Origin of the sequence: Actinosynnema sp. NPDC050436 (assembly GCF_040655415.1) — a bacterium.
GTDB lineage: Bacteria > Actinomycetota > Actinomycetes > Mycobacteriales > Pseudonocardiaceae > Actinosynnema.
In genome coordinates, this window is sequence record NZ_JBFAJV010000001.1 from 494,705 (window position 1) to 520,653 (window position 25,949).

A 25,949-nucleotide genomic window follows, 5' to 3' on the forward strand; every position below is an offset into this window, starting at 1 on the left:
ATGCCCAGAGGTGAGCGACCGCTCGACCCGGGGGACGGCCCGCTGCTGCGGTTCGCGGCGGACCTGCGCCGGTTGCGCGCGGCGGCCGGCGGACCGAGCTACCGGGCGATGGCCGGCCGGGCGCACTACTCGTCGTCCACGCTGTCGGACGCGGCCGGCGGGCGGCGGCTGCCCGGCCTGGACGTCACGCTGGCCTACGTGCGGGCGTGCGGCGGCGACGAGCCCGAGTGGCGGCTGCGCTGGGAGGGGCTGTCGGTCGACCTCGCGGAGGCGCGGGTCGGGCCGGACGAGCCGCAGGACGGCACCGGCGCGGCGTACCCCGGCCCGGCGGCGTACCGGGCGCAGGACGCCGAGCGGTTCTCCGGTCGGGAGGCCGTGGTGCAGCGGTTGCTGTCCAGGCTGGCGCTGCGGCGGGTCGTCGCCCTGCTCGGCGCATCCGGGGAGGGCAAGACGTCGGTGCTGTGCGCGGGCCTGGTGCCCGCGTCGAAGCACGGCCGGTGGTGCTCGGTGCTCACGCCGGGCACCGATCCCGTCGGTCGGCTGGCGGCCCGGCTGGCGGAGGTGACCGGTCGGGGACCGGACGAGCTGGCCGCCCGACTGGTGGCCGACCGGCGCGCCCTGCACCGGATCGCCCGCGCGGCGCTGGCCGACGAGCCCGACGACGTGGACCTCCTGCTGGTGGTCGACCAGTTCGAGGACCTCTTCACGCTGTGCCGCGACGGGGGCCGGGCCGCCGCGTTCGTGGACCTGCTGCTGGTCGCGGCCACCGCGACGGGCAGCCGGGTCCGCGTGGTGCTGGGGGTGCGCGCGGACTTCCACGCCCACTGCGCGCGCTTCCCCGGGCTGGTCGAGGCGGTGGACGCCGGCCGGGTGCCGCTCGGCGCGATGGCGCCGGAGGAGTTCCGGCGCGCGGTCACCCGGCCGGCCCAGTCCGCCGGGTGCGCGGTGGAGGCTGATCTGCTGGTCCGGCTGGCCGTCGACGCGGCGGGCCGGCCCGGCGTCCTGCCGCTGGTGTCGCACGCCCTGCTGGAGACGTGGCGGCGTCGCCGCGGCAACGCCCTGACCCTCGCCGGCTACCAGGCGGCGGGCGGCATCTGCGGCGTGCTCGCGCAGCGGGCCGAGGCGGTCTACCGCGAGATGAGCGGGCAGCGCCGTGAACTGGCCCGGCAGGTGCTGCTGCGGCTGGCGTCCTCCGGTGGGATGACCGAGGACATCGGCCACCCGACGAGGCCGGGCCCGCTGAACGAGGTCGTGGCCGCGCTGATCGGGGCCCGCGTGCTGACCGCGACCGAGAACGGCACCGCACTCGCGCACGAGGGGCTGCTGCGCGCCTGGCCCCGGTTGCGCGAGTGGCTGGACCAGGACGGCGCGGGCGTGCGCACCCAACGGCAGTTGACGGACGCGGCGCAGCTCTGGAGGAGCTTGGACCGCGACCCGGGCGCGCTCTACCGCACCTCCCGCCTGGCGACTGCGGTGGCGTGGGTGGCTCGCGCCGACCCCGTGCTCACCGCCGTCGAACGCGAATTCCTCAGGCAGAGCACCACCGCCGAGGCCGCGGCGCGGCGAGCCGCCGCCCGGAACCGGCGGTACCGACAGGTGCTGGCCGCGGCCGTCGCGGCGCTGCTGCTGGTGGTGGTGCTGGTGGCAGCGCGGGTCGTGCAGCAGGACTTGGAGCACGACCAGGCCCGCTCGCTGCCCGGGGTCGTGTGCGTTCCGGGCTGCGGCGGCGGCGTCCTGCCGTGATCCAGGGCCGCGATGCCGCCGGGCCGGCGTGCGGGACACGGCCCGGACCCCGTGAACGCGGGATTCCGTCGGCGACTGCGCCCGGTCAGCTCCGGCCGGTGGGGCGCGTGCTGCGAAGCGGGCTGCGGGTCGAGGCGTGCAGGTCCCGGTCGCCGCGATCGCGGTGAGGTGGTACCTGACCCGGTCCAGCCGACCGCGAGGGCACCGGCAACCTCCCCACGACAACGCCCCCGTCACGACCGGGTGGTCATGTCGAGGGCGTCGCGGTGATCAGTCCGCCGACGGCATCCCGTGGGCGCGGGATCCGGGCCGCAGCGCGACGGGGTCAGTCCGATCGACAGGTCCGATCGGCCGCCGGGAGCGCGCCGGCGCGGAAGTAGCTGTTGACGATGTCGTCCACGCAGCGGTTGGGCAGCCGGCCGAAAACGGCGTGGATGCGCACGTCCGCCAACGTGACCAGGCGGGACTTCGGCAGCCTCCGGTGCAGCGCGACACCGGATTCGTAGGGGGTGCGCGTGTCGCCGGTGGCCTGGATGATCAGCGTCGGCACGTTGTTGCGCACGCGCGTCGGCGGCTCGCCCGGACGCGTGGGCCAGGACATGCACGCGGGCGGGGCGTAGGCGACCGGGCCCGCCACCGGGGCGACCGCCCGGTGGCGCTGGAGCTGCTCCCAATACCACTCCGGGTCGCGGGGGAAGGCCCCGTCACCGCAGATGACCGCCAGCTGGCCGGCGTCGCCCGGGGTCGGTCGCTGCGGGAACACCACGGCCAGGATCTCTTCCAGGGACGCGGGGACCGGCGTCGCCCGCCCTTCGGCCGCGTCCTGGAACGCCCGCACCCACGAGGCGAAGTCGGCATCCAGCCGGCTGTCCATCAACGGGGTGAAGTAGAGCACCTGCAACAGGAGGTGGTCGACGCGGTAGCGGCCCAGCCGGAACGGCTCCCGGGAGGCTTGCCGCACCAGGCCCTCCACCAGCGCGCGCACCTGCGCCCGGGTGGTGCCGAAGTGGAGTTCGGCGTCCCGGGCGGCAGCCCAGTCGGCCCAGTCGTCCAACGCCTCCTCGTTGGGTCGTGCCATGCCCTGGAACATGCGCAGCGGGTACTCCGCCGGGTCGATGGCGCTGTCCAGGACCAGGCGGTCGACGCGGCGCGGGAACATCTGGGCGTAGACCGCGCCCAGGTAGGTGCCGTAGGACCAGCCGAAGTAGCTGGTCCGCTCCTCGCCCAGCGCACCTCGGACGACGTCCAGGTCCCGCGCGGTGTTGCGGGTCGAGATGTGCGGGAGCAAGTCGCCGGCGTGCTCCGCGCACAGCCGGGCGAGCCGGGACTGCGTTGCGACGTGCCGGTCGAAGTCCGCCCGGTCGAGACCGGCGGACGACAGGCCGGGACCGGTGGGCCACCGGCAGTCGACGGGGTTGGACCGGCCGATGCCGCGCGGGTCCACGCCGATCAGGTCGAAGCGCGCCCGCACGTCCGCCGCCAGCGACGGCGCGATCGTCAGCGGCATGTCCAGGCCGGGGCCGCCGGGACCGCCGGGGTTGGTGAGCACGATGCCGTGCCGGTCGGTCCCGGTGGCCTCGAGCCGGGAGATGGCGACGGTGATGGTGCGGCCGCGCGGGGCCGAGTAGTCCAGGGGGACGGTGATGTCGGCGCACTCGGCGCCTGCGGCGTCCAGCTTCTCGTGGTTGCAGGACTTCCAGGTCACGCGCTGGTGGTAGTACCAGGACAGGCCCCCCTGGCCCTCCGGTGTTCGGGCGGCGGCCGTGATCGGGGCGATCGAGCCGATCCCGAGCACGGCGGCCAGTAACGCGGCGAATGCCTTTGTTGCCACGGTTCCACTCCGTTCCGTAGAGGTTGCGGCGGCGCGTTCGGATCAGTCGCACACGGCGGCTTCGGCGACCTTGTACGGGTTCGACGACTGTTCGGCGGTGGTGATGTGCCGGTTGACGGTGACGTTCACCGCGCGCCCGTCCTCCGTCACGCCGCCCCGGGTGAGGAAGCCGGGCAGTCCCCCGCCGTGGCCCCACAGGTCCTTGCCGCACGACGTGGGGATGCGGACGAGGCCGAGCCCGTAGTGGGCACCGGGGATGAGGTCCATCGGGACGGTGCGCTTCATCTCGGCCAGCAGCGCGGGCGGCAGCAGGCGGCCGGCCAGCAGCGCGGTGAAGAAGCGGTTGAGGTCCTCCCCCGTGCCGACCATCGCGCCGGCCGGGCCCGCCCACGACATGTTCTGGTCGGTGTAGTCGACCAGCCCGCCGTCCTGCAGGTGGTAGCCACGCGGGTGCGGGCCTCGGACACCGGTCTCGTCGCGGCGCGGGTAGTAGGTGGAGGCGAGCCCGAGCGGCACGAGGACCCGCCGCGTGATCTCCTCGCCGATCGACCGGCCGGTGACCGCCTCGACGATCAGGCCGGCCAGGACGTAACCCGTGTTCGAGTAGCTCCACCTCGTTCCGGGCTCGAAGTCGGGCGGCAGCGTCATCGCCGCCCGCACCAGCTCGACGGGCTCGACGTGCGTCCACCGGAGTTCGTGGAGGTCGACCACCCTCAGGTACTCCGGCAGGCCACCCGTGTGCTGGAGCACATGCCGCACGGTCACCCGGGTGCCGTCGTTGCCGTTCCCGGTCACCAGGCCCGGCAGGTACCGCTCGACCGGCGCGTCCAGCCCCACCCGCCCCTGGGCCACCAGCTGGAGCACCACCGTGGCCACGAAGCTCTTGGTGTTGCTGCCGATGCGGACCCGCGAGTGCCGGGGGAACGGCTTCCCGGTGCGCAGGTCGCCCGTTCCCCGGCCGATCTCCCGGCTCCGGCCCCGCTCGGTCACCACCGCCTGCGCGCCCGGTGCCTCGTTCGCCTCCACCAGCCACTCCAGCGCCGCACCCACCCGGCCACCCGGCTCGGCGTGGGCGGGCACCGCACCCACCAGCACCACCAACGCGAGCGCGCCGGCGAGCACGCGCCGCCGCACTGTTTTCCGTTCCACTTCGGCTCCTTCCGAGTTGTTCGACAGGGCGTCGCCGACGGCACCCCTGCGCACCGCCGGCGACGCAACCCGTGTCTAGCGCCGTGACGTTGTCCGACATCGGGCGAGGAACGGCCGGCCTACGAACACCGGACAAAGATCGACATTTAAGTCCACACTGAAATCATTCAGTGGAATAAATGATCGGTCCGGGGTGGGCCGGACGCGTCCGCAGCCGACCCCGGACCCGTGCCGGTCGATCACGACTGCCTGCCCCGGCGACCCGGCACGTGGTCGTCCGACCGCGCGGGTGCGGTGCCGTACTTCCACCCGCCCCGCGCCGACCGGCACACTCGGGCCATGCGGACGATCGACTGGGTGGACGGCCGGATCATCGCCATCGATCAGACGCTCCTGCCGGACGCGCTGACGACCCTGGACATCCACACCGTCGACCAGCTCGTGCACGCCATCCGGCGCCTGGCGATCCGGGGTGCGCCCGCGCTCGGCGTGGCCGGCGCGCTCGGCGTGGCGCTGGCCGCGCGCGGCGGCGGGGACGTGCGGGCGGAGGCGGCGCGGCTGCGGGCCGCCCGGCCGACGGCGGTGAACCTCGCCTGGGGCGTGGACCGGGTGCTGGCGCGGCTGGAGCACGGCCCGGCCGCGGTGCTCGCCGAAGCCGTGCACGTCCTGGAGGACGACGTCCGCCGCAACCGCGAGCTGGGGCTGCGCGGCGCGCGGTGGTTGGTCGAGCGGCTCGGCCGCACCCCGGTCAACGTGCAGACCCACTGCAACGCGGGCGCGCTGGCCTGCGTCGAGTGGGGTACCGCGCTCGGGGTGGTCCGGGCGCTGCGGGACGCCGGCGCGCTCGGCCACGTCTACGTGGACGAGACCCGCCCACTGCTCCAGGGCAGCCGGCTGACCGCGTGGGAGCTGGCCGGGATGGGGGTCCCGCACACCGTCGTGGTCGACTCGGCCGGGCCCACGGTGATCGCCCGGGGCCTGGCCGACGCGGTCGTGGTCGGCGCGGACCGGATCGCGGCCAACGGCGACGTCGTCAACAAGATCGGCACCTACCCGCTGGCCCTGGCCGCCGCGCGGGCCGGCATCCCGTTCGTGGTCGCCGCGCCCGAGTCGACCATCGACCCGGCGACGCCCGACGGCGCGCGGGTGGAGATCGAGGTCCGCGACCCCGCCGAGGTCGTCGGCGACCGGGCGACCGCCGCGCTGAACTACGCCTTCGACGTCACCCCCGCCGACCTGGTCTCGGCCATCATCACCGACGAGCGGACGATCAGTGGAAAACCTGTGGGCTGAAGCGCATCCCGACCCCCTGGACGCCTGCGTGTACGGGTCCCGGCTGCTCGGCCGGGAACCGGACCTCGTGCTGCACGGCGGCGGCAACACGTCGGTCAAGGCGGTCGTCACCGACCTCACCGGCCGGCCGGTGGACGTGCTGCACGTCAAGGGCAGCGGCTGGGACCTGGCGAGCATCGAGCGCGCGGGGTTCGCGCCGCTGCGGCTGGACCGCCTGCGCGAGCTGGTGACCGTGCCGGAGATGCCCGACGACCGGATGATGAACGAGCTGCGGTGCGCCCTGCTGGACGCGCGGGCGCCGGACCCGAGCGTGGAGACGCTGCTGCACGCGGTGCTGCCGCACCCCGCCGTGCTGCACACCCACGCCGACGCGGTGATCACGCTGACCAACCTGCGCGAACCGCTCGTGGAGGAGGTCTTCGGCGACCGCGTCGTGGTGGTCCCCTACGTGATGCCCGGTTTCGGCCTGGCCCGTCGGTGCGCGGAGCTGTTCGCCCGGCACGCCGGCGAGCGGACCACCGGCGTGGTGCTGGCCAACCACGGCCTGGTCACGTTCGGCGCGGACACCGAGGAGGCGTACGCCCGGCACATCGAGCTGGTCAGCGCGGCGGAGGAGTTCCTGGCTCAGCGCCGGCCCGCGCGGGCGAACGCGTCCCTGCCGCCCGTCGAGCCGAGGGAGCTGGCCGCCCTGCGCGCGCGGATCGCCGACGCCGCAGGCCACCCGGTGATCGTCAGCAGGCACACCGACCCCGCCACGGCGGCGTTCGTGGCCCGGCCGGACCTCGCCGAGGTCGCGGGTCGCGGCCCCCTGACCCCCGACCACGTGATCCGCACCAAGTCGGTCCCGCTGGTCGGCCGGGACGTCGAGGGCTACGCGGCCGAGTACGGCCGCTACTTCGAGCGGCACGCCCGCCCGGGGCTGACCATGCTCGACCCGGCACCGCGCGTCGTGCTCGACGCCGAGTGGGGGATGCTCACGGTCGGGCGGCGCGCGCGGGACGCCGACATCGCCCGGGACATCTACGCGCACACGATCGACGTCATCGAGCGCGCCGAGGAGCTGGGCGGGTACCGCGCGCTGTCACCGCGCGAGCTGTTCGAGATGGAGTACTGGGAGCTGGAACAGGCCAAGCTGCGGCTCGCGGGCCCACCGGCCGAGTTCACCGGAGAGGTCGCGCTGGTGACCGGGGCCGCGTCCGGCATCGGCCGCGCGTGCGTGGAAGCGTTGCGCGCCAGGGGTGCGAGCGTGATCGGCCTGGACCTGACGCCGACCGGCAGCCGCCCGGACTACCTGGGCCTGCAAGTCGACGTCACCGACACGGTTGCGGTGGAGGCGGCGGTCGCACGCGGCGTGGAGCGCTTCGGCGGGTTGGACGTGGTGGTCGCGTCGGCCGGGGTCTTCCCGGCCACCACACCGATCGCCGACCTCGACCCGGAGTCGTGGCGGCGCACGATGGCGGTCAACGCCGACTCCACCGCCATGCTGTTCCGCGTGGCGCACCCGCTGCTCGAGCTCGCCCCGCGCGGCGGTCGCGTCGTCGTGGTGGCGTCGAAGAACGCACCCGCGCCGGGACCGGGCGCGGCGGCGTACTCGGCGTCGAAAGCCGCAGTCACGCAACTGGTGCGGGTCGCCGCGCTGGAGTGGGCTTCCGACAACATCCGCGTCAACGCGGTGCACCCCGACGCGGTGTTCGACACCGGCTTGTGGACCGACGAAGTCCTCCTGCAACGCGCTGCGCACTACAACCTGAGCGTCGAGGCGTACAAGCGGCGGAACCTGCTCGGCGCGGAGGTGACGAGCGCAGCGGTCGGCAGGCTGGTCGCGGAGCTGTGCTCCGACACCTTCGCCTGCACCACCGGAGCACAGGTACCGATCGACGGCGGCAACGAACGGGTGGTGTGACAGTTCGTCAGCCCTATATGTCCAATGTGGACTTATGGCACGTCCGGAGTGCTCACCGGCTGCCGAGTGGGCCGGTGAGGTCGGGGCAGTCGTTCTCGTCCGGGAGTAGTGGGCGGAGTTCCAGGGTCGCGGTGCGCGTGCCGTCCGTCCACGCGGAGTGCTGCGGGGTGTCGGCAGCCTCGGCGGTGACGGTTGCGGCGGCATCGCCGCGTAGCACCGCACAGGTCATGGTGCGCTGTCCGCTGCCGGATGGCGAGCCGGAGAACGCGAGCGGGCCGACCGACCACCGCCGGGCAGCGGGGTCCGGCACGGGTTCGTCCCGCCGGAGGACGGCAAGTGCGTCCGAGCGGTACGGGGTCGTCTGGATGGTGCCGCCGAGCCAGTCCACGGGGTCGCTCAACGCCCGGAACAGTTCGCCGCGTGCGCCGTCCTGTGCTTCGGGCACGCTGACCGTGACGGAGTGACGCTCGCCGTTCTTCCCGTCCGGCAACACAAACCGCGCAGCACTGCCATCGGCAGGCGGAGTACCCGTTGGCTGTGAGCCGGCCGGGTCAGCGAGGCCGGCGGCGCGTGCGGCCTGCACCAGGCGTTGGATCCCGGCCGCGTCGGTGCGCATCTCGCGTGCGCGCTGCCAGCCGCCCGGCGCGGCCGGCGCGGCGGGGTCGATGTCGGCGGTGATGATGCGGCCGTCGCCGTAGAGCGAGAACGCCGGGAGCGGGGCGTTCTCGGGCACCCGCGCAACACCGGGGCTGTAGTCCATGCGCAGCACCAGGTCCCGTGCGCCGGTCGGCAGGGCTCCGGTCTCCGCCGTGGCTCCCCCGGTCGCGGGACCCCCGTCCGGGCCGGGTCCGCAGGCTGCGGCGAGCACGCCCACCACCAGCACGGCGATCATCCTCGGGATTCGCATCGGCATACCGCTGAGACGGCACGCGGCGGCCGGGTGGTTGCACGCACGGCACCGCCCGCCCCGCCGCGCGGGCGACGGGACGGGCGGTGCCGATGTGCAGCGGGCGCTAGTCATCCGCCTTGGCGGCTCAGCTCGTAGGAGCCGCCGCCGGACCGGTTGACCACGACGATCCCGTAGAACCCGGTGGTCGGCGCGGTGAACGTGATCGTCTCGGTGTCCCCGGCACCACCGCCCGTCGCCTGGGCCACGGCCTGGGCCCGGCTGCGGACGTAGGTGTCGGGTTGCCCGGCCGTCGAGCCCAGCAGGTACAGCTCCGGGTTCTGGCCGGCCGTCGCCGGGTCCACCTCGATGGTGACCTCCCGGCCCTGCGCCAGCAGGATGTCGCGGACCACGACCACGTCACCGGCCGCCATGGCGAACGTCTCGCGGTTGACCAGCTGCGTCGCGCTCTGGGCCAGTTCGACCTGGTACCCGCCCGTGCCGCCGGCCTGGGTCACGCGCGGGTAGTAGTCGCCCAGCGCGCGGCGGTTGGAGTCGACGGCGATGAACTCGGTGCCGGCCCCCGGCTGCGTGCTGGTGCCCAGGCTCCGGGTCTGGTTGCGGTCGTCGAACAGCTCCAGGTCCTGCTCACCGCCCGGCCCCGGCCGCACCGCCACGACCTGCCAGAAGGCCACGTTGGTGGTGAAGCTGAAGTTGTGCGCCACGATGGCCTGCGGGCGCTCCAGCTCCGCGTAGTCGCCCAGCGGGTCGCGGAAGTCGAAGTCGATGGTGCTCTGGAACAGCGATGCCTTGGCGCGCGCGTCCGACACGTCGTGGCGGTCGGCCGCCCGGTGCACCGTGAAGAACTCCTTGAAGTTCGCCGACCGGTGGTTGAGGAAGGTGTTCCAGATGTTCGTGGCGGGCTCGCCGTAGCGGTCCCAGAACCTCTCGTTGCGCGCGCCGCCGTCCACCAGGTCGATCATCGCGCCCGCGACCCGGCCCTCGGTGTCGTCGCCGTCGTCCCACCCCCGGGTGCCCCAGGTCGGGTTCTCCAGGTTGAGCGTCCTGTCCGCGATGGGGGTGCGCCCCGGGAACACGTACGTCGGGGTGCCGGTGACCTGCGCCGGGTACCACTCCGCGAAGCCCTCGCTCCACGCGCACCCCACCTCGGACTGCCCCTGCACCGCGTGCGGGCTGGGACAGTTGGTGGCCGGGTAGTTGTCGTCGTAGACGTCGTCCATCACCGCGTGACCGATCTCGTGGATCGTGGTCGTGGTGGAGGTGTTGACGTCACTGCGCAGGTAGACCTCGTTCTCCCGTGGGCAGTCCGGGCCGCCCTCCTCCGTGCAGTAGTGGTTGCCGGTGTTCGAGGTGGGCGTCCAGTTCACCGGGATCCGCCGGCACGCGCTGTCCAGCCGGTCCCAGCAGTCGCCGGGCGTCCAGTTGGAGGCGGCGTTCACCTGGTCGTACAGCTCGACGACCGGCATCAGGTTCCGGTCCGTCGGCCGCTGCGCACCGAAGTCGGTGGTGCTGCCGTCCGCGACGTCGTCCCGGGTCTCGGTGCGGAAGTCGTACGGGTCGTCCTCGCCCCGCTGGATGTTCCACAGCGGGCTCTCGGCGACGAACCGCACGAACACGTCGTTGCCGCCACCGCCGATGCCGTCGTCGTTCTCGAAGCAGACGGTGAAGTCGCCGCCCGCGCCGGTCATCACGGTGCCCAACAGGTCGTCGCTGACCGGGTCGCTGTCCCAGACCTGCACCTGGAAGTTGGCCGACTGCCGGAACACGCCGTCGCGGTCCGTGTAGTTCCACGTGCCGCGCACGCAGGAGGTGGCCTGGACGCCGGGAGCCCGGTCCGGGTCGTCGTTGTGCGGTTGGCGCAGGCCCTCGGTGCCGACGGGCTGGTGCTCCAGGTGCGGGTACATCGGCCGGGGCGTCGCACCGGCGGGCAGCGCGGTGGTGCCGGACTCCTCGGCCACCGCGATCGTGAGCGACGCGTCGACCCCGTCGCCGCCCACCGTCAACCACGTGGTGGCGTCACCGCCCGGCACGCCCGGCTCCGCGCCGTGCGCGCGCACGTTGATCGAGGCGGGACCGGCCTGCACCCCGGTGATCCTGGCGGAGTAGGTCAGCGTCCGACCGTCCGCGACGTCCTGCCGGGCGGTGATGCGGTGCCACGTGCCACCGCTGGCCGGTGCCGCGTCGGCGGTGCTGGTGGCCGCAAACCCGCTGGGCGCTTGCGCCCACACCAGGTTGGCGGGCAGTTCGGCGGTGATGGTGACGTCCTTCTGGTCACCCTGCGCCGTGACGGTGAAGGAGACGTCCGTCGACTCCCCCACTCCCACCGCGCCGGCGACGGTGACACCGGCCTGGAGGCAACTGGCCACCTGGTCGGGCCCGTGCGAGTCGGTGGACGGCGTCAGGCTGCACCTCGGTGCCGCTCCCGGCTGCCGCACGCCGGCTCGTGGGTCCGGCGCGGCGGACGCGGTCACCGGGACGGTCGTGCCGGCCAGTCCCAAGGCGATCGCGGCGACCAGCCCCAGCGCCCGTCGCACCCCGGATCTCCTGTTGCGCAAGTTGTCCATCATCGTTGCATTCCCCCGTGAAATGTACGAGATGATCTTTTTCCGCGAACATGACGAAGCGTCGGAGTGTAGTGGGCATGGCAGGCAAAGAGTCAACACTGCACGGAATAGTCGCCGGTGGAACTGGTCGCCCACACCGTTGCGCCGCACCGGAACGTGCCGCGAAGAGCAACGTCAGAGCTGTATTCCACTCCACCTCGCGGCGGGTGACCGGTGATTTCCCGTGCTACTTCTTCCGCTGTGGCGCAAGCATTGCATCCAGTCATGGGTTCTGCCGATGTCTACGTCAGGCATGAACCAGGAATCAATCGCACGGCGCCTCCGAATGAGCACGAACCGAAACTTTCCTGCTCCGGCACCACTCCGCTGGGCACGGCCGCTCCAGTCCGGGACCGTCCCAGTGGATGAGCGCCCACCTTGCCGATCGTGGTGGGAGGGTACGGTCCGTCGCGCAAGCCCGATGCGCCTTCGGGGGGAATGTCTGCTCTACGAGCAGGGGGGAGACGAGCCGTGCGCCGTCGTGCTTCCGGCACCGTTGGTGCCGCTGTCGCGCTGACCATCGTCATGGTGGTGAGCGCCTGCGCGAAGGACTCCGGTGGCAGCGCCGCGTCCACGGACAACGCCGGTGCCGCGTGCGAGTTCGCGCCGCCGCCCAGTTCCCCTCCCACCTCGGGCACCAGCGCCGCCGACGGGGTGAAGGTCGACGGGAGCGCGTTGAGGATCGGGCTGGCCTACGACCTCGGCGGGCGCGGCGACGCGTCGTTCAACGACCTGGCCGCCGCCGGCTTCGACCGGGCGATCAGCGACCTGGGTGTGGTGAAGGAGAACACCCGCGAGCTGTCCGCCTCGCCGAACGAGGACGAGTCGGTCAAGCAGACCCGGCTGCGGCAGCTGGCGCGCGAGGGCTTCAACCCGGTCATCGGCGTCGGGTTCGCGTACACCGAGTCGTTGAGGGTCGTCGCACCGGAGTTCCCGGACGTGCGGTTCGGCCTGGTGGACTCGGCGGTCGACGGCGCGGCCAACGTGACGCCGCTGGTGTTCGCCGAGCAGGAGGGCGCGTTCCTGGCCGGGGTCGTGGCGGCGTACCAGAGCAGGAAGTGCCACGTCGGTTTCATCGGCGGCGTCGACATCCCCCTGATCCGGAAGTTCGAGGCCGGTTACGTCCAGGGCGCGAAGGCCGCCGCGCCGAAGATCGCGGTCGAGAAGAAGTACATCACGCCCGCCACCGACTTCTCGGGCTTCAAGGACCCGGCCAAGGGCTTGGAGACCGCGAAGGGCCTCATCGACAAGGGCGCGGACGTCCTCTACCCCGCCGCCGGCGCGTCGGGCATCGGAGTGTTCTCGGCGGTGAAGCAGGCCGGTGTGCTGGCGATCGGGTGTGACGCCGACCAGTACAACCAGCCGACACTGGCCGACACCAGGGACGTCATCGTGGCGTCGAGCCTGAAACGCGTCGACGTGGCGGTGTACGACTTCATCAGCGCCGCCGCGAGGAACGACCTGGGGTCCCTGCCGAAGGTCTTCGACCTGAAGGTGAACGGCGTCGGCTACGCCACGTCGGGCGGCAAGATCGACGCGAAGCTCCAGGGCATCCTCGAAGGCTTCAAGGCCCAGATCATCGAGGGCAGGATCAAGGTCGCGGACAAGCCGTAGCGCGTTGAACTACCTTGAGGCCGTGAGCGATCCCGAACCACGTCCGCTGCTCTTCCTCGACGTCGACGGACCGCTCATCCCGTTCGGCCTCCCGCCCGAGAGCTATCCGGTCCACCGAGGTGAGGACGACTCGAACCCCCTGCTGGGCAGGGTCGACCCGGCACACGGGTTGCGCTTGGCCGCGCTGCGGTGCGAGCTGGTCTGGGCGACGACCTGGATGCAGGACGCGAACGAGTGCATCGCGCCGATCATCGGACTGCCCGCGCTTCCCGTCGTGGCGTGGCCGGACCCCTCCGACAGCGACGACCAGGACGAGCGGGCCGGGTTGCACTGGAAGACGCGGGCGCTCGTCGCCTGGGCGGCGGGTCGCCCGTTCGCCTGGGTGGACGACGAGCTCACCGACACCGACCGGGCCTGGGTCCTGGCACACCACCCCGGCCCGGCGCTGCTCCAGCGGATCGATCCGAGCAGGGGCCTGACATCCGCCGACTACGCCGCACTCCACCACTGGGCTTCTCGCCTGACCACGTAGAACACGGCAGAGCAGCTGCCCTGCCGCACTTCTGCCCCTTCGTGCGTCACCGGGTGCTCAAGTTTCAAGGCTCTTCACCAAGAACCGCGCAGGATCGGCGATGTCGAGAACGGTTCCGTCCGGGTCGGTGTACTGGTAACGATCGAGGTAGTGACGGCCGGTCTCCCGGTAGCCGAGCCGGAGGTAGAGAGCCGATGCCCTGGGGTTCTCGTCATCGACACCCAACCCGATCCGGGGGTAACCACGCTCGCGCACGAGATCCTCGGCGGCGGTGATGAGGGCCGTGCCGATGCCCTGGGAACGGAGTTCAGGCGGCCAGACGTCCAGACCGTTCAGTTCGGGGCAATCGGGGTAGTGCTCGTTGATCTCGGGCGCAGCGCAACCCCGCCACAGGACCTCCCCCGCCCCGACGGGGAGGTCGTCCACCCAGGCGATCAGGAACGAGCTGTGCCCGCGCTGCTGACGCGCGAACCGCACGGCGTGACGGTCCGGGTCACCTGGCGTGGGGATGTGCGCGCGCAGCACAGCGAGGTCTTGTTCCCGGCAGGGACGGACGAGAACCATTTGAGCCCTTCCTGGACAGCGGCTATCCGCACGGCGTGGTGGTTCTGGACGAAGTGGCCGGCGCGCATACCTCGCAGATCAGTTGCGTCGAGTCACGACGACTACGCCGAACTCGCGGAGAACCTCCATGATCGCGGTCAAGTGAACCTCGTCGACCGCCCTCCGGGTCACCTCGAAATCCTGCCAGACGATCTGCACCGGAGGCGTCTCGCCAACCTCGGAGGACAGGAAATCCGCCAAGGCGTCGAGGTTCGACCCGTAGTACCCGCCGGGGCCGTGAACAGCCTCACCCAGAGTGAGGTAGAAACCTTCCTTCGTGGTGATGCGTGAGCCGTCCAGGCGGACTACGTCCCCGACTCCGTACCGCGCCACCCGACGTCCGGTGGCGAACCAGGAGTTCTGCACGACATCCAGCCAGGCTTCCAGGTCCGAGACGGGTCGACTACACCACTCACCCGGCTCCAAGGGCTCGCCAGACGTCCAACGGCGCCAGACTCCAGCGGCTGCCGGGTACGCGCAGCGGTTTTGGAATGTCCGGAACGCGACACTCGCCCCCTTCCGGCCTGGTGACGCCACCTGCACATCTCCGACCACCACCGTGCCGACGGAGTACTCCCCGATCTGCCGACCACCACGTCCGATCACCTTCAGGACGGCATCCGCAGTTCTCCGGATCCTCTGGTTCACCTCGCCGACGTCGTGGAAGACCACCTGCGGGAGCCCCGCCTCCGGGTCGATGAAGAAGCCATTTACCTCCTGCGCCGCGACCAGCACCTCGCCGGACTCTTCCTCGGCCAGCACGTACCGCGAAGCACTCAACACAGATACTCCCGGAGATCGCGTCCGACATTATGTACGGCGACCCGGTTCCGGTGACCTCGGAAAGATCCTCAACCCCGCCGCCATGGACCACGCGACACGGTCTGCACGGCACCAACGGACCGGGAAGGGCCGCGAACGCATCCTGAGAGCGTGAGGGTGACGTGCCGGTACGAGCGGCGTGTGCTCTGCAGCAGATTCACAGGACCGCGTCGGTCTTCGAGTTGGTCCTGCCCCCGTCTGCCGATGGGTGCCAATCTGGATTGAACCGGTCGACAGGTCGGTCACGCCGCTGACGAAGCCCTTGGTGGTCGCCGCCGAGTGAGGTCACCTTGCCTGCGCCCTCGTACCGCCACGGTCCGGCCGTCCCACCGGCAGTAGCGGGCGACGGTCAGGTCGCGGCGGATGACGACGAACCAGGGACCCGCACGCCACCCACGGTGGAGAACGGGGCGCCCGGCAGGGCCGGCGGCGGGATCCCCGACAACCCGACGGGTGATCGATTCACCAGAAAGCCATCAAGGCCGTTGGAACCGAACACGGAGCGTCGACGCCGGGCCCCGAAGAGCGCTTTCGCTATTCCACACAGCCGGATATGGACCCGCGAAGTGGAATCAACGAGCAACCTTCTCAGGAAGTGTTCGATTCACGGGATTGCCCGCCCGGAACCCACTGCGCGGTCCGAAATATCCCGGTATACCTGGGACGGCGGGGCCAAAAGGGGGATGGGTCGTGCGGAATGGAATCACGCCGGTTGCCGCCGGTCGGTCCTCGGCGTCGTGCACGACGGCCGTGGTCACCGGGGCGGTCCGTGGTCGTCGGAACGTCCGGTCTTCGCGGAGGTGGGTGGGCCCGTCGCGCGGACCCACCCACCTCACCCCCCTAGCCGCAGTTCGTCCGCCATACCGTGACGTCGGAACCGCTGATGCCACCGCCCCAGTCCACACACTCCCCGTTGGCCGCCCGGTACACCGGACCGGCGTACGTGCCGTAGTTGCCGACGTCCTGCTGCCACGACGAGTCGCTCGACCTCTTCAGCCACGCCCCCATCGACAGCTTGCCGCCGGGGTTGTTGCGCACCGTGACGACGCAGTTCTTGCCGGTGCCGCTGCTGTAGGTCAGGTACACCGTGCCGCCGGACACGTTGCGCTGGTTCACGACGCCGTAGCCGCTGCCGCACACGCCGTTGTACGAGGCGGCCGAGGCGGTGCCCGGGACGAGCACCGCACCGCCGACCGCGAGCGCGATGGCCGCGAGCCCCGCCGACGCCAATTTGCCGGTCTTCATCGTTGACCTTCCGAGTTGAAGTATTCCGATTTCATCTTCCGATTCCGAGAAAGGGCCGTCCATGCGTTCAGGTGATGCCAGGACCAGCCCCGCCACACCAGGTTCGGCTCCTGCCGGTGTTGTCCGACAGGGGCTGACGGGATCTGACAACAGGTCCGAACAGGGAGGACCCGTGACCGGCACCGAATTGCCCGGTGGCGACGGCCGGCGGCGGGAAGTCATCGCGGAGTTCGCCGCGCGGCTGCGCGCGCTCCGGGCCGCTGCGGGCAACCCGTCGTTCCGCGCGATGGCCGGCCGGTCCGGCCGCATTTCCCACACGACGCTGCACGAGTGCGTTTCCGGCGTCCGGTTGCCGTCGTGGGAGACGACCCGCGAGTTCGTGCGGTCCTGCGGCGGTGACGAAGCCGACTGGGGCGAGCGGTGGTCGACGGCGGCAACGGCGACGACAGCACCCGCCGCCACCCCGCCGCTCGCCGCCTCACCGTCCGTGACCGAACCGCCCGTCACCGAACCCCCCGCCACCAAAGCGACCGTGGCCGAACCGCCTGCCGAACCGGCCGCCGAGCCCGCCGTCACCACGTCGAGTCGGCGGCGGGCGTGGGTTGCCGCCGCCGTCGGCGCAGTGCTGCTGCTGGGCGGCGCAGCGGTGCTGCTCTTCCTCCCCGACCCGGACCAGGGCCAGGGCACGTCGTCGGACGCCTCCACCTCGGCCGCGCCCGGCCCGCGCGTCCCGGGCGACGCGACCAGCTTCATCGGCGACGTCACCATCCCGGACGACACCGTGGTCGCCCCCGGGCAGCAGTTCACCAAGGTCTGGGAGATCGTCAACCGGGGCACCGTGCTCTGGCGTGGCCGCTACCTCCAGCGCACCGACCTGCCGCCGGCACCGGGGACCTGCGCGACGCCCGACCGGGTGCAGATCGGCGACACGCTGCCCAACGAGCGGATCAAGATCAGCGTCGCCGTCACCGCGCCGACGACGCCCACCACGTGCATGGTGAAGTGGAAGATGGTGGACGAGGCCGGCGAACCGTTCTTCCCGTCGTCCCGCCCCATCTACTTCCTGGTCCGGGTCCAGCCCTAGGCGGCGGGGTTGTGCCGGACGGTCAGCAGGGCGATGTCGTCGGGGGCGGCCTGGTCGCCGACCAGCTCCGCCATGACCCGCACGCACGCGGCCTCGGCGGGCATCGGGGCCACGGCCCGGCGCAGCAGCTCCAGGCGCTCGTCCAGGTCCTGCCCGCGCCGCTCGACCAGCCCGTCGGTGTACAGCGCGACCAGCGCCCCCTCGGGCACCTCGACGTCGGCACCCGTGCGCCCGGTGACGGCCAGGTCGTAGCCGATGGGCGGGCCGACCGGCGCGTCCACGAACGCGGCCGGCCGCCCCGGCACGGCCAGCACGGGCGGCAGGTGGCCGGCCAGGGCGAACTCCAGCCGCGACGCCGCCGGGTCGATCACCGCGTAGGCGACCGTGGCCATGGTGTGCCGCTCGAAGTGGCTGGCCTTGCGGTCCAGCTTGCCGAGCACCTCGGCCGGGTCGGGGAACTCCAGGGCGTAGGCGCGCAACGCGCTGCGCAGGCGGCCCATGACGATCGCGGCGGCCAGCCCGTTCCCGACCACGTCGCCGATCACCAGGCCGATCCGCCCGCCGGGCAGGTGGAACACGTCGTACCAGTCGCCGCCGACGCCGCTGTCGGTGCCGGGCACGTACCGGGCGGCCATCTGCCAGCCCTCGGTGGTCGGCAGCCGGCTCGGCAGCAGGCTCTCCTGGAGGATCGCCGCCGCCGCCCGCGCGGACCGCGACCGGTGCGCGTGCGCGGCCGTGGCGAGCCGGTCGGCGACCAGTTGCAGCAGGTCGACGTCCTCGTCGGTGAAGGGGCGGTAGTCGGTGCGGCCGACGTGCAGCACGCCGGTCAGCTCGCCGTGCGCGACCATCGGCACGCCCAGCAGCACCCGCAGGCCGCGCTGCCACAGCAGGGGGCTGGAGACGGTGGACTCGTCGACGTGGTCGATCTGCAACGGCCGGCGGCGCTGGGCGACCTGGCCGGAGAACCCCGTGCCCACCGGCACCCGGACGCCCTGGAAGACCTCCTCCTCCAGGCCGGCCGCCGCCGTGGTGACCAGCTGCTCACCGCCGGTGTCGGCCAGCATGACGGTGACGGTGTCGACCACGAACAGCTCGCGCACCTGGAGGAGCAGCACCTCGAAGAGCTTGTGCAGGTCGAGTTCCCGCAGGGCGCTGTCGGTCACGGCCTCCAGCACGCGCGACCGCATCTGCGGCTCACCCATCCGTCAACCCCGTCCCGAACATCCCTACCAAGCGAAGTGCCGACCGTGTGACGGGTGCCGTACGCGTCGGTGCCGAATGCGCAACCTTACCCCGGACGGCCGCACGAGCACCGAGTGAGACCCTCCCGGCAAGTAGCCGCCACCGGGGTGGCGGCCTTGCAGGTGCCAAGCCGGAGATCCTAGCTTCACCCCGGTGAACGCGACCACCGTGCTGAGCCTGGCCACCCTGACGATCTCCCTGACCGCGCTCGTGGTCTCGATGCGGTTGACCGTGCGGCAGTTGCGCCTGACCAGTGGCGGGAACCACCGGCCGGTGGTCTTGGACGCCTTCCGGGAGACCCGCTCCCCGGCGTGGTTCGAGGCGCAGGAGTACGTGCTCACCGAGTTGGCCCGGGACCACGAGCCGAGCGGCGGCCACCGCGGCCTGCCGGAGCCCGCGCGCGCTCGTGCCAGCACGATCGGCCTGTTCCTGGACGACCTGGGCAAGCTCGTGGCCCACGGGATGGTGGACCAGGACTTGGTGATCGGCGCGTACGGCACGAACATCATGCGGCTCTGGGACGCGCTCGCCCCGTACGTCTACGCGGAGCGCGCCGCGCACGGGCTGCACTTCTGGATCTACTTCGAGGACCTCGCGGCGCGCACGGCGGCGACACCTCCGGAGGTCGTCTACGCCGCCCTGCGCTTGCAATCCCGCCCCCCACGGCCGAGGCCGACCACGCTCGGACCACCCGGCTAGGGCCGGGCAGTCGGCCGGCCGCCGCGACGCGCGTCCGTCGCGGCGGCCTCGGCGATCAACAAGCAAGCCGTTGCAGGGCAACGGTTCCGGTCAGCGTTCCCCGTGCAGCGCGGCGGGCACGGACGGGCCGTTGCGGTCGCAGCCGGCGACGGTTCGCGTGGTCAGGGCGTGCACCACGCCGGCCACGTCGGCGCTGTCCTGGAACGCGCGGTGCTGGCGGTCGGCTCCGGTGCCGTCGCGGTGCACCGCCGCGAGGAGGCGCTCGACCAGCGCCAGGTCGCCGCTCGCGGTGAGCGCGTCGTGCACGCGGTGGCAGAGCCGGGCGACCAGGAGGCGTGCGGGGACCAGTTGGCCCGAGTCGACGTCGAGCGCCTGACCGGCCAGGCCGTCCCGGGCCGTGCGCCACGCCGCCGCGCGCAGCCACTCCGACGGGACCTGCGCGGCGCGCACGCCCCGGTGCAGGTCGGCGAGCGCGGTGGTGACCAGGGCGCGGGTGAGGGCGGCCAGCAGGACGGCTTCGTCCACTGTGGCGGCCACGTCGGAGACGCGGATCTCCACCGTGGGCAGGTGGGAGGACGGCCGGACGTCCCAGTACACCATCCGCTCGTCCTGGGCCGCGCCGGACTCGGTGAGCATGGCGGTGGTTCTCTCGTAGTGCTCCAGCGACTCGAAGTACGGCGGCGGCCCGGCGGACGGCCAGCGCGACCACACCACCGAGCGCCAGCTCGCGTAGCCGGTGTCACGTCCCCGCGTGTACCGGGAGTTGGCGGTGAGCAGGCTCAGCACGGGCAGCCACGGCCGGAGGTGGTTGCCCACCTGCACGGCGGTCTCGGGGTCGGGCACGGCGACGTGCACGTGGCAGCCGCAGATGGACTGCTCCTCGGCCAGCAGCCGGTACTCCTCATGGAGGTGCTGGTACCGGGTGTCGTCGCTGACCTCGGACTCCAGGCCGCCGAGCGGCGGTGCGCCGGCCGCCAGCAGCCGCGCTCCGGCCTTGCGCGCCGACTCGGCGGCGACCGACCGCAGGCCCAGCAACTGCTCGCGGACCTCGGCCAGGTCGTGGCACACGGCGGTGTTCGTCTCGACCTGCGCGGCGGACAGCTCGGTGTCGAGCGGGACGCCGAACCCGTCCTTCGCGTGCTGCGTGACCTCTTCACCTCGCGCGACGGGGCGTCCGGTGTCCGGGTCAACGAGCAGGAACTCCTCTTCGACGCCGAGCGTCGGTACCTCGCGGTGCGCGTTCATCAAGATCCTCCAGGCGACAGGGCCCACCGGGTACCCGGTTCGGCGAAACCCAAGCCGGCTGCATTGTGGACTCCCGTTCTTGGCCGGCTCGTCGGCCCGGGAACCCGCTGTGGGTCTCACTTCTGCCGGACGAGGGCGCAAGTCGCGTTGTCCCGCAGGTAGACCTCGCCGGCGTAGCTGCCGTCGGAACTCCACGCGGTGGTGCGGAAGGGCGGTCCGCCGGCAACGGCTTCGCGACGCCGTCCGCCGAGGTCGCGGTGAGCCGGCCGGGTCGTCCAGGTCGACGCCAACCTGCTCCACGTCGTTGGCACCCTCGCCGGCGTACACCAGGAGCGTGCCGCCCGCGCGGCGACTTCTCCAGCACCCGTGCCCGGATGTCGACCACCCGGACCTGCTCCCGCCGGTTCCCGACCAGTGGGACCAGGTGCGTGGTGGAGGATTTCACCTCGCGGCCGGCGTGCTCGCCGGCAGCGTGGCCGTCTCGTCCGGCGTGAGCCGGGCCGAGTACAGCGGGATCGCTCCGCCCACCAGCAGCGGGGGTGTGGATTTCCGCAGTGCGGTGGGTGGTCGTCCTCATGGTCCCCGGTCTTCGCCGTCCGTAGCGTCGGGCCGGTGATGATCAAGACTCTGGTACTGGCCGCGTCCCTGGCAGCGGGCACCGTGGTGCCCGGCGCGCAGGTGGACTCCTGGATCGCCGCCCGGCAGGCGTCCGCCGCCGTGCTCCGGGTGGACGACGGCACGGGCGTCGCCTCGCACGCGGCAGGCGAAGCACAGGTCGACGGGCACTTCCGCATCGGCAGCGTGACCAAGACCTTCGTCGCCACCGTCGTCCTGCAACTGGTGGACGAGGGCCGGGTCGGGCTCGACGACCCGATCGCCCGCTACGTCCACGGTGTGCCGAAGGGCGAGGTGATCACCGTCCGCCAGGTCCTCGACCACACCAGCGGCCTCTACGACTACGCCCACGAGCAGGGCTGGTCCACCAACCGCTGGCGCGGCGCCGCGCGGTTCCGCTCCTACCGACCGCGAGACCTGCTCGACGTCGCCTTCAGCCACCCGTCGAACTTCGAGCCCGGCTCGGGGTGGCGCTACTCCAACACCAACTACGTCGTGGCGGGCCTGCTGGTCGAGCGGGTGACCGGGCGGCCGTACGGCGCGGAGGTGACCCGCCGGATCATCGATCCGCTGGGGCTGCGGCACACCAGCGTGCCCGGCCACCTGCCGTGGCTGCCCCGGCCCCACGCGCGCGGCTACGCCGAGGTGGCCGGCCGCCTGGTCGACGCCACGCTGATGAACCCCTCGCTGGACTGGGCCGCCGGCGAGATGATCTCCACGACCGCCGACCTGGACCGCTTCCTGGACGCGCTGCTCGGCGGCCGACTGCTCGAACCGGCGTCCCTGGCGGCCATGCGCACCACCCGGGAGACCGGCTCGATCTTCGGCTACGGCCTGGGCCTGCAACGCTTCGACCTGCCGTGCGGGCGGTCGGTGTGGGGCCACGGCGGCGAACTGATCGGCTACCTCACCTACGCGTTGCGCGACGACGAGGGCAAGAGCGCGGTGCTGTCCTACAACCCGCTCCCGGGCGGCGTGCCCGGCGAGTCGCTGATCACGTTGTTCAGCACCGTGTTCTGCCCGTGACGACCGCGCCGGCCGGCCTGCGACGCCGAATTGACAGCGGACCGGCGAAAGTTTGCGAAGACCTGAAGTTGGCGGCCTTGACGCTGCTCGGCGCGGTACTCGACCATTGACCGGGTGAAGATATCCGCGGCACTCGACCGCGGTTCCCGACCGGCGCAGACCGCAAAATCTCCGCCCGCAGCCCGGGAAGGCAGTCGACAGTGACCACGACAAGCCCCGCGTCCGCGATCGACCTCTATTCCGACGAATCGGTGCTGGAGCCGTACGAGAACTACCGGCTGCTCCGCGAACTCGGCCCCGCCGTGTGGTTGGAGCAGTACGGCGTGTGGGCCGTCCCGCGCTTCCGCGAGGTCTACGACGCGCTGCACGACCACCAGGCGTTCTCCTCCGCGTCCGGCGTCGGCCTGAGCGACGAGCTGAACCGGGTGATGGCCGGCGGCACCATCGGCAGCGACCCGCCGGTGCACGACGACCTGCGCCGGGTGCTCGGCCGGCAATTGACCCCGAAAGCGCTGCGGCAGCACCAGGAATTCATCCGGGTGAAAGCGGCGAAACTGGTGGACGAGCTGATCGGGCGCGGCACCTTCGACGCCGTTCCCCATTTCGCGCAGTGGTTCCCGGTTTCCCTGGTGCCCGATCTGCTGGGGTGGGCGGAGAGCGACCACGCGAAGCTGCTCGACTGGGCGTCGGCCGGGTTCAACGCGCTCGGCCCGATGAACGACCGCACCCTCGCCGGGATGCCTGTGCTCCGCTCGCTGTGGGGGTACCTGGACCGGATCGCCACCGAGCGCGACCTGCGCGAGGGGAGCTGGGGCGCGAACCTGGCCGCCGCCGTGGACGCCGGGGAGATCCCGGCCGAGCGGCTGCCCACCCTGCTCGGCGACTTCCTGGTGCCGTCGCTGGACACCACGGTCAGCGCCCTGGCCAGCACGCTGTGGCTGTTCGGCACGCACCCCGACCAGTGGAACCGGGTCCGCGCCGACCCGTCGCTGATCCCCAACGCCTTCAACGAGGTCGTCCGCCTGGAGACGCCCGCGCGCGGCTTCTGCCGGCTGGTGACCGCCGACCACGACCTGGGCGGGGTCACCCTGCCCGCCGGCTCCCGGGTGTTCCTGCTCTACGCCTCGGCCAACCGCGACGAGCTGCGCTGGGAGGACCCGGACACCTTCGACGTCGGCCGGCGCGACGCGGCGGCCCACCTCGCCTTCGGCCACGGCGTGCACGGCTGCGTCGGCCAGGGCCTGGCCCGGCTGGAGGCGCACGCGCTGCTCGCGGAGCTGGCCGCGAAGGTGCGCCGGATCGAGGTGGCCGAGCCGACCTGGCGCAGGCACAACACCATCCGGGGCATCGCCGCCCTGCCGACCACCCTGCACACCTGACCCGGCACTCCGGACCCCGCACCGCCGACCCGGTGCAGCCGACCGACACCCGAGGGGGATGGCCACGATGAGGCTGATCGTCGACCGCGACCGCTGCGAGGGGCACGGCGTGTGCGAGAGCGCCGCGCCCGACCTGCTGGAGCTCGACGAGCACGGCGACCTGGTCCTGCTGGCCGAGGGCGAGCTGGCGCCGGAGCACCGGCAGCAGGCGGCCGACTCGGTGGTCATCTGCCCGGTCGCCGCCCTGAAGCTGGAAGGCTGACGCCCGGTGGAGAGCACGGCGCGCACGGTGTTCCGCCCCGCCTCGGCGCGCACCGTCGAGCTGATCGCCGAGCACAACCGGCGGCAGCGCTGCACGTTCATGATGGCCAGCAACTACGTCAACCCGGCGGCGGCGAAGCTCGGGTACCTGCTCGACCGGCTGGTGCCCGCCGGGCAGTCCGGTCCGAGGGTGTCCTACCTGCTCAGCTCCGGCCTGGAAGCGCTGTCGGCGGCGATCAAGCTGGCCCGGCACTCCGCCGTGGCGGCCGGCCGGGACGACGGCGGCTGGGTGCTGCTGGTGGACCGCCACGAGCGCTACCAGGAGTTCATGGACCCGCTCGGCGCGGGCGTGGAGCAGGCGCTGATCCCGCACGTGGTAAGCGCGCCCACCGGCGCCGACGCCGCCGCGCGGTTCCCGGGCACGCCGTGGGCGGCGGTGGTCGTGGTCCGGTACGAGGACACCGACCTGCGGGAGCCGGCGCTGGCCGACCTCGCCGCCGCGTGCCGCCGCCGTGGTGGCGTGGTCGCGCTGAGCTGCACCGAACTCGACCTGTCCACCCCGGACCTGTTCGCCAACCCGTTGGCCGCCGAGGTCGTGGTGCACGGCGAAGGTCTGACCGACCGCCAGCTCCCGTTCGGCTCCATCACCATGTCGCCCGGGGCGCACGAGGTGTGGCGCAACCACGTCGACTGCTTCGCCCACACCTCCACCTACGGGGGCAACACCCTGTGCGCGGAGGTGGCGCTCGACGCGCTCGACCGCGCCGGCCTGGTCACCCCGCCCGTGCGGGCGGTGCTGGACCGGATCGACGCCGACCGGTCCGTGGCGGCCGAGCACTGGACCCGGCACGTCAACCCGAACATCGGCGAGATGGCCAAGGTGTTCAACCTCGACGTGGACGTGCGCACGGCCTCGGGCGGGCGGTTCACCACCGGCGACGGCCGCGACGTCATCGACTGCGCGGGCGGGTTCGGCAGCAACCTGCGCGGCCACAACCCGCCGGACCTGGTGCCCGACGTGCTCGACGTGCACGACCCCGACCACGACTACCTCCCCGACTTCGAGCGCAAGCTGGCCGGGCTGACCGGGCTGGGCCGGGCGTTCCCGTCGGTCAGCGGCGCGGTGGCCAACCACGCGGCCGTGACGCTCGCCGCGCTGGCCCGCCCCGACCGGCGGACCGTGGTCACGTTCACCGGGAACTACGGCGGCAAGACGCTGTTCTCGCTCAACCTGAGCAAGCACGGTCCACAGAGGACGGAATCGGTTGCGGACGCGTTCCGGCCGTACTACGCCGACCTGGTCTACGTCGACCCGTTCGCCGACGACGCCGTCGAGCAGTTGGTGCGGCACGTGCGCGGTGGTGACGTGGCCGTGGTGTGGTTCGAGTACGTGCAGGGCGCGAACTGCCGCCCGCTGCCGGACGCGCTGCTGGCCGCCATCGACCGCCACCGCGACGAGCACGGCTACCTGGTCGCGGTGGACGAGGTGCTCACCGGTGGCTGGCGCACGGGCCGGGACTACCTGGCCCACCAGGGCGTCATGCGCACCGCCGACGTCGTCACCCTCGGCAAGACCATCAGCGACATGACCGTGCCCGCCGCCGCCGTCGTCGTCAGCGAGGACGTCTACGCCCGCGCGGTGGCCACCGCGCCCGAGCACGTCGAACGGCTGCGCACCGAGTTCCGCCACAACCTCGGCGTCCACATCTCGTTGCACGCGCTGGAATCGGTGGACCACCCGGAGCTGCGCGCCCAGCACCAGGCGGCCTACGCCGAGCTGCGGACCGAGCTGGACCGGCTGTTCGCACCGTCGAAGGTGTTCGGCCCGGTCGCCGGGTCCGGCGCGCACCTCAAGCTGACGCTGCACGAGCGCTTCCCGCGCGGCGGCACGCTCGGCACGCTGCTCACGCTGGCCCTGTCCGACCTGGTCCACCAGCGCTGCCAGGTGTACGTGCCGCTGCTGGCGATCCGCCACCGGGTCGCCGCCGATCCGGCCGACCTGCGCGAACTGGCGGCACGGCTGGCCAGGGGGACCAGGGGGATCACCCCGCTGACGGTGTACAAGCACCTGGCGGGCTGCCTGCTCGGGTCGAAGTTCGCGCCGCTGGGCCGACTGCTCAAGGGCCGGGCGGCCCGGAGCCGGGTGTCCTAGC

20 protein-coding genes are annotated in these 25,949 nt (G+C 72.3%); 11 read left to right on the forward strand and 9 right to left on the reverse strand.

The window, feature by feature from the left end; all coding sequences use genetic code 11:
• The gene (locus AB0I60_RS02035) at positions 1-1,743 is read left to right on the forward strand and encodes a helix-turn-helix transcriptional regulator (RefSeq protein ID WP_360725194.1); all 1,743 of its coding nucleotides are present in this window, start codon (positions 1-3) and stop codon (positions 1,741-1,743) included.
• Between the two features lie 325 nt (positions 1,744-2,068).
• Here the strand turns inward: AB0I60_RS02035 and AB0I60_RS02040 are convergent, their stop codons facing one another.
• Entirely contained in the window at positions 2,069-3,574 is a 1,506-nt protein-coding gene (locus AB0I60_RS02040; protein ID WP_360725196.1) for an alpha/beta hydrolase, read from the reverse strand.
• 42 nt (positions 3,575-3,616) lie between these two features.
• Complete coding sequence (locus AB0I60_RS02045; RefSeq protein ID WP_360725198.1) at positions 3,617-4,723, reverse strand: serine hydrolase domain-containing protein; 1,107 nt, start codon at positions 4,721-4,723, stop codon at positions 3,617-3,619.
• 339 nt (positions 4,724-5,062) lie between these two features.
• Here AB0I60_RS02045 and mtnA point away from each other — a divergent pair, with 339 nt between their 5' ends.
• Together mtnA and AB0I60_RS02055 are read left to right on the forward strand one after the other, a co-directional pair.
• The gene (gene mtnA / locus AB0I60_RS02050; protein WP_360725200.1) at positions 5,063-6,016 is read left to right on the forward strand and encodes an S-methyl-5-thioribose-1-phosphate isomerase; all 954 of its coding nucleotides are present in this window, start codon (positions 5,063-5,065) and stop codon (positions 6,014-6,016) included.
• The gene (locus tag AB0I60_RS02055) at positions 5,997-7,919 is read left to right on the forward strand and encodes a bifunctional aldolase/short-chain dehydrogenase (protein ID WP_360725202.1); all 1,923 of its coding nucleotides are present in this window, start codon (positions 5,997-5,999) and stop codon (positions 7,917-7,919) included. Before mtnA ends, AB0I60_RS02055 begins: the two co-directional genes overlap by 20 nt.
• A 52-nt stretch (positions 7,920-7,971) precedes the next feature.
• Here the strand turns inward: AB0I60_RS02055 and AB0I60_RS02060 are convergent, their stop codons facing one another.
• Together AB0I60_RS02060 and AB0I60_RS02065 are read right to left on the reverse strand one after the other, a co-directional pair.
• Positions 7,972-8,679, reverse strand: a complete 708-nt coding sequence (locus tag AB0I60_RS02060; RefSeq protein ID WP_360725204.1) for a hypothetical protein — start codon at positions 8,677-8,679, stop codon at positions 7,972-7,974.
• Positions 8,680-8,936: 257 nt separating this feature from the next.
• On the reverse strand, positions 8,937-11,393 hold the full coding sequence (locus tag AB0I60_RS02065; RefSeq protein ID WP_360725206.1) for a hypothetical protein: 2,457 nt from the start codon (positions 11,391-11,393) through the stop codon (positions 8,937-8,939).
• A gap of 561 nt (positions 11,394-11,954) precedes the next feature.
• Between AB0I60_RS02065 and AB0I60_RS02070 the strand changes: the two genes are divergently transcribed.
• Positions 11,955-13,043, forward strand: coding sequence for a BMP family ABC transporter substrate-binding protein (locus tag AB0I60_RS02070; RefSeq protein WP_360725743.1), 1,089 nt, complete (start codon positions 11,955-11,957; stop codon positions 13,041-13,043).
• Positions 13,044-13,065: 22 nt separating this feature from the next.
• Positions 13,066-13,575, forward strand: a complete 510-nt coding sequence (locus tag AB0I60_RS02075; protein WP_360725208.1) for an HAD domain-containing protein — start codon at positions 13,066-13,068, stop codon at positions 13,573-13,575.
• 57 nt (positions 13,576-13,632) lie between these two features.
• On the opposite strand, the gene AB0I60_RS02080 is transcribed toward AB0I60_RS02075, so the two are convergent.
• The 3 genes from AB0I60_RS02080 to AB0I60_RS02090 form a co-directional block, all read right to left on the reverse strand.
• The gene (locus AB0I60_RS02080) at positions 13,633-14,100 is read right to left on the reverse strand and encodes a GNAT family N-acetyltransferase (protein ID WP_360725210.1); all 468 of its coding nucleotides are present in this window, start codon (positions 14,098-14,100) and stop codon (positions 13,633-13,635) included.
• Positions 14,101-14,217: 117 nt separating this feature from the next.
• Positions 14,218-14,940, reverse strand: coding sequence for a barstar family protein (locus tag AB0I60_RS02085; RefSeq protein ID WP_360725212.1), 723 nt, complete (start codon positions 14,938-14,940; stop codon positions 14,218-14,220).
• A 900-nt stretch (positions 14,941-15,840) separates the two neighbouring features.
• Positions 15,841-16,245, reverse strand: a complete 405-nt coding sequence (locus AB0I60_RS02090; RefSeq protein ID WP_360725214.1) for a spore-associated protein A — start codon at positions 16,243-16,245, stop codon at positions 15,841-15,843.
• Positions 16,246-16,417: 172 nt separating this feature from the next.
• Between AB0I60_RS02090 and AB0I60_RS02095 the strand changes: the two genes are divergently transcribed.
• Entirely contained in the window at positions 16,418-17,329 is a 912-nt protein-coding gene (locus AB0I60_RS02095; RefSeq protein WP_360725216.1) for an NBR1-Ig-like domain-containing protein, read from the forward strand.
• Here AB0I60_RS02095 and AB0I60_RS02100 read toward each other — a convergent pair.
• Positions 17,326-18,531 (reverse strand): GAF domain-containing SpoIIE family protein phosphatase, encoded by a 1,206-nt coding sequence (locus AB0I60_RS02100; protein ID WP_360725218.1) that lies wholly within the window; start codon positions 18,529-18,531, stop codon positions 17,326-17,328. The genes AB0I60_RS02095 and AB0I60_RS02100 overlap by 4 nt on opposite strands.
• Positions 18,532-18,724: 193 nt before the next feature.
• Between AB0I60_RS02100 and AB0I60_RS02105 the strand changes: the two genes are divergently transcribed.
• A complete protein-coding gene (locus AB0I60_RS02105; protein ID WP_360725220.1) occupies positions 18,725-19,270 on the forward strand; it encodes a hypothetical protein in 546 nt (181 codons plus the stop codon).
• A 90-nt stretch (positions 19,271-19,360) separates the two neighbouring features.
• Here AB0I60_RS02105 and AB0I60_RS02110 read toward each other — a convergent pair whose 3' ends face one another.
• Positions 19,361-20,515: a glutamate--cysteine ligase gene (locus tag AB0I60_RS02110; RefSeq protein WP_360725222.1), complete on the reverse strand. Its 1,155-nt coding sequence runs from the start codon at positions 20,513-20,515 to the stop codon at positions 19,361-19,363.
• Between the two features lie 615 nt (positions 20,516-21,130).
• Between AB0I60_RS02110 and AB0I60_RS02115 the strand changes: the two genes are divergently transcribed.
• The 4 genes from AB0I60_RS02115 (at position 21,131) to AB0I60_RS02130 (ending at position 25,948) form a co-directional block, all read left to right on the forward strand.
• The gene (locus AB0I60_RS02115; RefSeq protein ID WP_360725744.1) at positions 21,131-22,156 is read left to right on the forward strand and encodes a serine hydrolase domain-containing protein; all 1,026 of its coding nucleotides are present in this window, start codon (positions 21,131-21,133) and stop codon (positions 22,154-22,156) included.
• Between the two features lie 200 nt (positions 22,157-22,356).
• Positions 22,357-23,535 (forward strand): cytochrome P450, encoded by a 1,179-nt coding sequence (locus tag AB0I60_RS02120; protein WP_360725224.1) that lies wholly within the window; start codon positions 22,357-22,359, stop codon positions 23,533-23,535.
• Between the two features lie 67 nt (positions 23,536-23,602).
• A complete protein-coding gene (locus AB0I60_RS02125; protein ID WP_360725226.1) occupies positions 23,603-23,797 on the forward strand; it encodes a ferredoxin in 195 nt (64 codons plus the stop codon).
• Positions 23,798-23,803: 6 nt separating this feature from the next.
• Entirely contained in the window at positions 23,804-25,948 is a 2,145-nt protein-coding gene (locus tag AB0I60_RS02130; protein WP_360725228.1) for an aminotransferase class III-fold pyridoxal phosphate-dependent enzyme, read from the forward strand.
• Position 25,949 lies beyond the last annotated feature (1 nt).

What these genes read in the sequence shown, in the direction of transcription:
- AB0I60_RS02035 (WP_360725194.1), top strand. Translation starts at nt 1, where the DNA reads ATGCCCAGAGGTGAGCGACCGCTCGACCCGGGGGACGGCCCGCTGCTG.
- mtnA (WP_360725200.1), top strand. Translation starts at nt 5,063, where the DNA reads ATGCGGACGATCGACTGGGTGGACGGCCGGATCATCGCCATCGATCAG.
- AB0I60_RS02060 (WP_360725204.1), bottom strand. Translation starts at nt 8,679, where the DNA reads ATGGACTACAGCCCCGGTGTTGCGCGGGTGCCCGAGAACGCCCCGCTC.
- AB0I60_RS02065 (WP_360725206.1), bottom strand. Translation starts at nt 11,393, where the DNA reads ATGATGGACAACTTGCGCAACAGGAGATCCGGGGTGCGACGGGCGCTG.
- AB0I60_RS02070 (WP_360725743.1), top strand. Translation starts at nt 11,955, where the DNA reads ATGGTGGTGAGCGCCTGCGCGAAGGACTCCGGTGGCAGCGCCGCGTCC.
- AB0I60_RS02090 (WP_360725214.1), bottom strand. Translation starts at nt 16,245, where the DNA reads ATGAAGACCGGCAAATTGGCGTCGGCGGGGCTCGCGGCCATCGCGCTC.
- AB0I60_RS02100 (WP_360725218.1), bottom strand. Translation starts at nt 18,531, where the DNA reads ATGGGTGAGCCGCAGATGCGGTCGCGCGTGCTGGAGGCCGTGACCGAC.
- AB0I60_RS02110 (WP_360725222.1), bottom strand. Translation starts at nt 20,515, where the DNA reads ATGAACGCGCACCGCGAGGTACCGACGCTCGGCGTCGAAGAGGAGTTC.
- AB0I60_RS02115 (WP_360725744.1), top strand. Translation starts at nt 21,131, where the DNA reads ATGATCAAGACTCTGGTACTGGCCGCGTCCCTGGCAGCGGGCACCGTG.
- AB0I60_RS02125 (WP_360725226.1), top strand. Translation starts at nt 23,603, where the DNA reads ATGAGGCTGATCGTCGACCGCGACCGCTGCGAGGGGCACGGCGTGTGC.